Here is an 8,294-nt window from a genome sequence, read left to right as displayed (position 1 = left end):
GCAGGCGGCGGAGGGGCGGCGGGGTCTCACGCGCCGGTCACGCGGGGGCCGCGCGGCGTGTGGGGCTGCTCCTCGATGAACTGGGCGCCGAGGATCTCGCGGACGACCGCCTCGCCGTAGCGCTGACGGCCGTCGGCGGTCGCCGAGCGGGTCGTGCGGGTGACCGGGCGCGCGGCGGGAGCCGGACGCTCGGCGACCGGGGCGGGCCGCGGCGGGGCGGCGGGCTCGGGCGCGGCGGCGGGCTCGCCGGGAGGTGCGACGGTCGCCCAGGAGTCGGGCATCGGCGGCTCGACCGGCGGCATGTCCTCCTCCGGCGGCTCCTCGTCGAACGGGGGCTCGTCGCCGGCGGGAGCGGCTTCAGCGGCGGCGACGGGAGCGGCGCGCACCGGCTCGGCGGCCGCGGCGGGGGCCTCCACCGGAGCGGAGGGAGCAGCCGCCTCGGCCGCAGGGGGCGGATCGGCGGGGATCGCCACCGTGGCCCAGCCGTCGGAGCCGGTCGCGGCCGGGATCGGCGCAGCCGGGGCGGGCGCGGCGGTCGCCTCGACGGCGGCGCGCTCGGCCTCCGGGGCGGCAGCGCGAGGCTCGACGCGGGCGATGTACTTCACCCGCAGGCCGAGGACCTGCTGGATCGCCTGACGCAGGTACTCGCTGACTCCGGGCTGCCCGGCGGTTCCCGGCATCTTGAACGACTCGACGTCGTTCTGGCTCGGGAACGAGAGGGTCAGCACGTCGTCCTTGAGGGCGCGCACCTGGGCGGTGTAGGCCACCAGCCAGGCGGTCATCTTCGCCTTCTGCACGACCTCGAGGATCTCGGGCCAGGTGTCCTTCATCCGCTGGAGGGTGACCGCGCCGTCGGCGGGTGCGTCGCCCGCGGCCGCAGCGGGTGCGGAGGCAGCGGGCGCCGAGGCTGGGGCCGCCTCAGGGGACGCAGCGGCCTGATCCGACGGCTCCTGCTCGTCCGGCTCCGGACGAGCTGCCGCGGCGGTCGTCGCGCGGGGGCGTCCTGACTCGGCCGGCGCGGACTCGTCCGCCTCCGGCGCGGCCGCCGTCTCGTCGGGCCCCTTCACCGGCGGCGCAGCGACCGGTGCGGACGCCGTCACCGGCGCCTCGGTGCGCGGAGCGGCCGCGATGGACTCGGGCACCGAGCCGGGAGCGGCGGCGTGCGAGGCGTGGTGGGGCTCGGGCGCACGGGACGGCTCGGACGCGCGCGACGCCTCGGACGACCGCGGGGCGGGCGCCGCGGTCTCGCGCGGAGGGGCCACGTGCCGCGGGCGCTCCTCCTGGGCCGCGACGGGCGCGATGCCGGCGCCGGTGCCGTGCACCAGGGTTCGGGCGATCATCAGCTCGAGGTGCAGGCGCGGCGAGGTCGCACCGGTCATCTCGGTGAGGGCCTCGTTGACCACGTCGGCGATGCGGGAGAGCTCGGCCAGGCCGAGCGCGCGCGACTGGCCGGCCATTCGGTCGAGCTCGTCCTGCGAGACGCCGCGGAGCACGGCCGAGGCCGCGCCCCCGGTCGCCGCGACGACGATCAGGTCGCGGAGCTTCTCGAGCAGGTCCTCGACGAAGCGCCGCGGGTCCTGCCCCGTCTGGATGACGCGGTCGACCGCTCCGAACGCCTCGGCGGAGTCGTGCTCGGCGAGCGCGTCGACCACCTCGTCGAGCAGGGCGCCGTGGGTGTAGCCGAGGAGGGCGACGGCCCGCTCGTACTCGACGGTCTCGGCCTCGGAGCCGGCCATCAGCTGGTCGAGCAGGGAGAGCGTGTCGCGGACGGACCCGCCGCCCGCGCGGACCACGAGCGGCAGCACGCCGGCCGCCACGTGCACACCCTCGCGCTCGCAGAGCTCCTGCGTGTAGTCGAGCATCTGCGCCGGCGGGACGAGCCGGAACGGGTAGTGGTGCGTGCGCGAGCGGATCGTGCCGATGACCTTGTCCGGCTCCGTGGTCGCGAAGATGAACTTCACGTGCTCCGGCGGCTCCTCCACGATCTTGAGCAGCGCGTTGAAGCCCTGCGGCGTGACCATGTGCGCCTCGTCGAGGATGAAGATCTTGAAGCGGTCGCGCGCCGGGGCGAAGATGGCGCGCTCGCGCAGATCGCGCGCGTCGTCGACTCCGTTGTGGCTCGCCGCGTCGATCTCGACCACGTCGAGCGAGCCCTGGCCCTCGCGGCTGAGCTCGACGCAGCTGTCGCAGACGCCGCAGGGGGTGTCGGTCGGGCCCGTCGCGCAGTTGAGGCAGCGGGCGAGGATGCGCGCCGAGGTGGTCTTGCCGCAGCCGCGGGGGCCGCTGAAGAGGTAGGCGTGGTTGACGCGGTTGGTGCGGAGCGCCGTCATGAGCGGATCCGTCACCTGGGACTGGCCGATCATCTCGGCGAACGTCTCGGGCCGGTACCGGCGATACAGGGCTGCTACCACCCGACAAGAGTAGCCGCGACCTCCGACACCGGAGCCGGGACGGCGGACCTCCGAGCGCGCGTAGCCTCGGTCCCGTGCTCCCGCCGCCTCCGCTCCCCCGCTTCGACGCGGTCGTGCTCGCCGGCGGACGCGCTTCCCGCCTCGGCGGCGCGGTCAAGCCGCTCCTCCGGCACCGCGAGTCGACGCTCCTCGGCACCGCCCTCGCAGCCGTGCGCGGAGCCGAGCGGAGGGTCGTGGCCGGACCGTCGTCGCTCGCACCGGCTGTCGACGGCGCCGAGCTCGTCCAGGAGGATCCGCCGTTCGGCGGCCCGGTCGCGGGCCTGGCCGCCGCGCTGCCCCTGCTCGACCGCCCGGGCGCTCCGGACTGGGTCGTCGTGCTCGCCGCCGATCTCGTCGCCCCCGCTCCCGCCGTGCACACCCTGCTCGAGGTCGCGTCGAACGCCGTCGAGGCCTCCCTCCTGGCCGTCGACGCGAGCGGCCGAGCCCAGCAGCTCCTCGGCGTGCACCGGCGAGCGGCCCTCGTCGAAGCGCTCACCGCGCTCGGCGATCCCGACGGTTCCTCGGTGCGCGCCCTCCTCCGGGACCTTCCCCCGCGGCTCGTGACGGTGCCCGGAGGGACGACCGACGACGTCGACGCGCCCGCCGACGCGCACCGGCACGGGATCGACCTGCCGGGCCCGCGCGGCGCAGACTGAGCGGATGGACGAGACGACCGGCCCCCGCACCTCCGCCTCCGACGGCGCCCGCCCCACGGAGGAGGTGCTCGCCGGCTGGTGGGCCGAGCTGTGCTCCGCGCTCGGCCTCGGCGAGGTCCCGGTGGACCCGGACGCCCTGCTCGCCCTCGCCGGTCGCGCAGCGCACGGAGTGGTCCGGCCGGCGGCTCCACTGACCACGTTCCTCGCGGGCTACGCGGCGGGCCTGGCCGGGGGCGGACGGGACGCGCTCGACGCGGCGCTCGCGGCCTCGCACCGGGCGGTGGACGAGCGTCCGCACGCCTCCTGAGACGCTACTCCACCGGCCTCGATCCGGCACCAGGTCGACGCCGTACGGTTCCCCCGAGTCCCGGCGCTGCGGCTCGGACCGAGAGCGGCGCAGGACTCCCGCGGCCGACTGCGCCGCGGTCGTCCATCTGAAGGAGCCCCGCATGTCAGGCAACAGAGCCGTCGCCTACAAGTCCCCCGGAGTCGTCGAGGTCATCGACATCGACTACCCCAGCTTCGAGCTGAAGGACGGACCCGGCGTCAATCCGGCGAACATCGGGCGGAAGCTGCCGCACGGCGCCATCCTCCGCACCGTCTCCACCAACATCTGCGGCTCGGACCAGCACATGGTCCGCGGCCGCACCACCGCTCCGTCGGACCTCGTGCTCGGCCACGAGATCACCGGCGAGGTCGTGGAGGTCGGCCCCGACGTCGAGTTCGTCAAGGTCGGCGACATCGTGTCCGTGCCGTTCAACATCGCCTGCGGCCGCTGCCGCAACTGCAAGGAGCGCAAGACCGGCATCTGCCTCAACGTGAATCCGGACCGCCCGGGCAGCGCGTACGGCTACGTCGACATGGGCGGCTGGGTCGGCGGGCAGGCCGAGTACGTGATGGTCCCCTACGCCGACTGGAACCTCCTGGTGTTCCCGGACCGCGATCAGGCGCTCGAGAAGATCCTCGATCTGACGATGCTCTCGGACATCTTCCCGACGGGCTTCCACGGCGCGGTGACCGCCGGGGTCGGCGTCGGCTCCACGGTCTACGTCGCAGGAGCGGGACCGGTCGGACTCGCCGCGGCGGTCGGAGCGCAGCTGCTCGGAGCGGCCGTCGTGATCGTCGCGGACCTCAACGAGGAGCGTCTGGCGCAGGCGCGCTCCTTCGGCTGCGAGACGGTCGACGTCTCGCAGGGCGATCCGGCCGGCCAGATCGAGCAGATCCTCGGCGTGCCCGAGGTCGACTGCGGAGTGGACGCCGTCGGCTTCGAGGCGCACGGCAACGGCGCCGACTCGGGGAAGGAGGCGCCGGCGACGGTGCTGAACTCGCTGATGTCGATCACCGCGGCGGGCGGCGCCCTCGGCATCCCGGGCCTCTACGTCACGGGCGACCCGGGCGGAGTCGACGAGGCGGCCCAGGAGGGCTCGCTGTCGATCCGCCTCGGGCTCGGCTGGGCGAAGTCGCTGTCCTTCACCACGGGCCAGTGCCCGGTCATGAAGTACAACCGGCAGCTGATGATGGCGATCCTGCACGACCGGGTCCACATCGCCGACGCGGTCCAGGCCACCGCGATCAGCCTGGACGACGCTCCCCGCGGCTACGCCGACTTCGACAAGGGCGCCGCGAAGAAGTTCGTGCTGAACCCGAACGGCTACCTGGGATGACCGACGGGGCGGGTCCTGCCCAGGGCCCGCCCCGAGCCCCGGGAGAATGGACGGGATGAGCGCGCACGGGCACGAGGCGACCGACTGGGACGAGGCCAGGCGGATCGTCGGCGAAGCGGTGGCGCGCTCCGGCGTCTCGACCGTCCCCCTCCTCGACGCCCGCGGGGCCGTCCTCGACCGCGCCGTCACCGCCGCCCGGCCGCTCCCCCACTACGACTCCTCGGCCATGGACGGCTGGGCCGTGCGCGGACCCGGGCCCTGGCCGCTCGAGGACGGCACCGCCGCTCCGATCGTCACCGGAGCCGCCGTCCCCGACTGGAGCGACGCGGTGCTGCCGTCCGAGCAGGGCGCGGTCCGCGACGACCTGCTCACGGCGCGGGCGCCCCTCCCGCCCGGCCGCCACGTCCGGCGCGCGGGCGACGAGGCCGCCCGCGGAGCCGTGCTGGTCGGCGCCGGGACCCGACTCACTCCCGCGCACCTCGCCCTGCTCGCGGTCGCCGGGGTCGACGCGCTCGACGTCCGCCCGCCCGCCGCGGTCGACCTGCTCCTCACGGGGGACGAGGTCGACACCGAGGGGATGCCGCCCGCCGGACGGGTGCGCGACGCGTTCACGCCGCTGCTGCCCGCGCTGGTCGAGCTCTCGGGCGGAGCCGTGGGAGAGGTCGTGCGCCGCGGCGACGACGAGGAGGCGATCGCACGGACGCTGCTGGCGGGCACGGCGCCGATCCTCCTCACGACGGGCGGGACCGGGCGCTCCCGGGTGGACGCGGTCCGTCGCGCCCTCGATGCGGTGGGCGCGCGCGTCCTCGTCGACGGCGTCGGCATGCGCCCCGGCCACCCGACCATGGCTGCGCTGCTGCCGGGCGGGACGCTGGTGATCGCGCTGCCGGGCAACCCGCTCGCCGCCCTGCTCGCGGCGGTCTCCTTCCTGCCGCCGGCCCTCGACGCGGCGTCCGGCGCCGCTGCCCGGCCCCTCGGCCGGGGCGTCCTCGCCGAGCCGCTCGGGCGCGCGGGGACCACGGTGCTCGTGCCCGTCTCCTCCGGCGAGGACGGCTGGCGGGCCTCCGCCGGCATCCGCTCGCACATGCTCACCGGTCTCGCCGCTTCGGAGGCCGTGGCCGTCGTGCCCGCACCGGGAGCGGCAGCGGGCGACTCCGTGCGCCTGCTGCCGCTGCCCTGGTGAGGCCTACGCCGCCGGTTCGAGGCGGATCACGACCGACTTCGAGGTCGGCGTGTTGCTGATCTTCGCGGTCGAGTCCAGCGGTACGAGGACGTTCGTCTCGGGGTAGTAGGCGGCCGCGCAGCCGCGGGGCGTGTCGTACGCCACGACGCGGAACGCCTCCGCCCGCCGCTCGACGCCATCGGGCCACTCCGAGACCAGGTCGACCATCGCGCCGTCCGCGAAGCCCAGCTCGGCGACGTCGTCGGCGTGGACGAACACCACCCGGCGGCCGTCGTGGATCCCGCGGTAGCGGTCGTCCTTGCCGTAGATCGTGGTGTTGAACTGGTCGTGCGAGCGCAGCGTCTGCAGCAGCAGCCTGCCCTCCGGCACCCGCGGGTACTCGAGCGCATTCGCGGTGAAGCGGGCCAGGCCGGAGGGGGTGTCGAAGCGGCGCGAGTCGCGCGGCGGGTGCGGGAGGACGAAGCCGCCGGGCACGTCGATCCGGGCCTCGAAGCCGCCGAAACCGGGGACGACGTTGGCGATGTGCGAGCGGATGCGGCGGTAGTCGTCGCGCAGTCCCGCCCAGTCGACCCGGGGGACGTTCTCGCGGCCCTCGAGCAGCCGCTCCGCGATCCCCGTGAGGATCGCCACCTCCGAGCGCAGGCCCGGGCTCGGCGGGCGCAGGCGGCCCCGGGAGGCGTGCACGGCGCTCATCGAGTCCTCGACCGTGACCCGCTGCTCGCCCGAGCGCTGCACGTCGGAGTCGGTGCGGCCGAGGGTGGGCAGGATCAGCGCGCGCCGGCCGGTGACCACGTGCGAGCGGTTGAGCTTGGTCGAGACGTGGACGGTGAGGGCGAGCGAGCGCATCGCCGCCTCTGTCACTCCGCTGTCGGGCGTCGCCCGGGCGAAGTTGCCGCCGAGCCCCATGAACACGCGGGCCTTCCCGTCGCGCATCGCCCGGATCGCGGCGACCGTGTCCGTCCCGTGCACGCGCGGGGAGGAGAAGGAGAACTCGCGGTCGAGCGCGTCGTGGAAGGAGTCCGGCATCCGCTCGAAGATGCCCATCGTGCGGTCGCCCTGCACGTTCGAGTGGCCGCGCACCGGGCAGACGCCCGCGCCGGGCTTGCCGATGTTGCCGGTGAGCAGGAGCACGTTGACGACGTCCTTGAGCGTCGCGACCGAGTGCGCGTGCTGCGTGAGGCCCATCGCCCAGCAGACGACGGTGCCCTCGGACGCCGCGATCAGCTCGGCGACGGTGCGGATGCGCGTCTCGTCGATCCCGCTCGCCCGCTCGATCTCGTCCCACTGGACCTCCCGCAGCCCGTGGAGGTACTCGGCGAGGCCGCCGGTGCTCTCGCGGATGAAGGCGTGGTCGAAGACGTCGCCGCGCGCCTCCTCCGCCTCGAGCAGCGCCTTGCCCAGACCCTGGAACAGGGCTTGGTCGCCGCCCAGCCGGACCTGGAGGAAGTGGTCGGCGAGGGCCGTGCCGTCGCCCAGGGTGCCGCGGACGGTCTGCGGGTTCTGGAAGCGGAGCAGCCCCGCCTCCGGCAGCGGATTCACGGCCACGATGGTGCCGCCGGCGCGCTTGGCGCGCTCCAGCGCGGTCAGCATCCGCGGGTGGTTCGTTCCGGGGTTCTGGCCGGCGACGATGATCAGCGGAGCCCGCTCCACGTCGCGCAGGCTCACCGAGCCCTTGCCGATCCCGATCGTCTCGGTGAGGGCGGATCCGCTGGACTCGTGGCACATGTTCGAGCAGTCGGGCAGGTTGTTCGTACCGAAGCCGCGGACCATCAGCTGGTAGACGAAGGCCGACTCGTTCGAGGTCCGGCCGGACGTGTAGAAGATCGCCTCGTCAGGGCTCGCGCAGGCGCGCAGCTCCTCCGCCACGAGGTCGAGCGCCTCGTCCCAGCCCACGGGCCGGTAGTGCGTCGCGCCCTCCTCGAGCAGCATCGGCTCCGTGAGCCGGCCCTGCTGGCCGAGCGCGAAGTCGTCCCACTCCTCCAGCTCCGCGACGGGGTGCGCGGCGAAGAACGCCGATGTGACGGTGCGGAGCGTGGCCTCCTCGGCGACCGCCTTCGCTCCGTTCTCGCAGAACTCGGCGACGTGGCGCTTGTCGCCCTCCGGCCAGGCGCAGCCCGGGCAGTCGAATCCGGTCTTCTGGTTCACCCGCAGGAGCGTCTCGGCGCTGCGCACCGGGCCCATCTGCTTGAGCGAGATCTCGAGGGCGTGGGCGACGCCGGGGATCCCGACGGCGCGTCTCTTCGGCGACCGGACGGAGAGGCGGCTCTCGTCGATCGGACTCTCGCGGGGCTCGGCGTCATCGACCATTCCTGCATCGTACGTCCGCACCCCGGCATCGCTC

General features: G+C 74.6%; 6 protein-coding genes. 4 read left to right on the top strand and 2 right to left on the bottom strand.

The window, feature by feature from the left end; genetic code table 11:
* Positions 1-26 precede the first annotated feature (26 nt).
* A complete protein-coding gene (locus C5B98_RS15265) occupies positions 27-2,411 on the bottom strand; it encodes a DNA polymerase III subunit gamma and tau (protein WP_104328037.1) in 2,385 nt (794 codons plus the stop codon).
* Positions 2,412-2,485: 74 nt separating this feature from the next.
* On the opposite strand from C5B98_RS15265, the gene C5B98_RS15260 reads away from it, so the two are divergent.
* From C5B98_RS15260 to C5B98_RS15245, 4 genes are all read left to right on the top strand, one after another.
* The gene (locus C5B98_RS15260; protein ID WP_258063529.1) at positions 2,486-3,106 is read left to right on the top strand and encodes a molybdenum cofactor guanylyltransferase; all 621 of its coding nucleotides are present in this window, start codon (positions 2,486-2,488) and stop codon (positions 3,104-3,106) included.
* 4 nt (positions 3,107-3,110) lie between these two features.
* Positions 3,111-3,413, top strand: a complete 303-nt coding sequence (locus C5B98_RS15255; protein ID WP_219814450.1) for a DUF6457 domain-containing protein — start codon at positions 3,111-3,113, stop codon at positions 3,411-3,413.
* 142 nt (positions 3,414-3,555) lie between these two features.
* Positions 3,556-4,770 carry a formaldehyde dehydrogenase, glutathione-independent gene (fdhA, locus tag C5B98_RS15250; RefSeq protein WP_104328036.1) on the top strand — a complete coding sequence of 405 codons (1,215 nt, stop codon included), beginning with the start codon at positions 3,556-3,558 and terminating at the stop codon, positions 4,768-4,770.
* Between the two features lie 55 nt (positions 4,771-4,825).
* On the top strand, positions 4,826-5,953 hold the full coding sequence (locus tag C5B98_RS15245) for a molybdopterin molybdotransferase MoeA (RefSeq protein ID WP_181065562.1): 1,128 nt from the start codon (positions 4,826-4,828) through the stop codon (positions 5,951-5,953).
* A 3-nt stretch (positions 5,954-5,956) separates the two neighbouring features.
* Here C5B98_RS15245 and C5B98_RS15240 read toward each other — a convergent pair whose 3' ends face one another.
* Complete coding sequence (locus tag C5B98_RS15240; protein ID WP_104328034.1) at positions 5,957-8,260, bottom strand: FdhF/YdeP family oxidoreductase; 2,304 nt, start codon at positions 8,258-8,260, stop codon at positions 5,957-5,959.
* Between the last annotated feature and the right edge of the window lie 34 nt (positions 8,261-8,294).

The sequence above is a fragment of the Rathayibacter sp. AY1A5 genome (genome assembly GCF_002930875.1).
Classification (GTDB): Bacteria; Actinomycetota; Actinomycetes; order Actinomycetales; family Microbacteriaceae; genus Rathayibacter.
The sequence above is the reverse complement of the archived record's forward strand: the minus strand, read 5'-3'. Positions and strand labels throughout refer to the sequence as shown.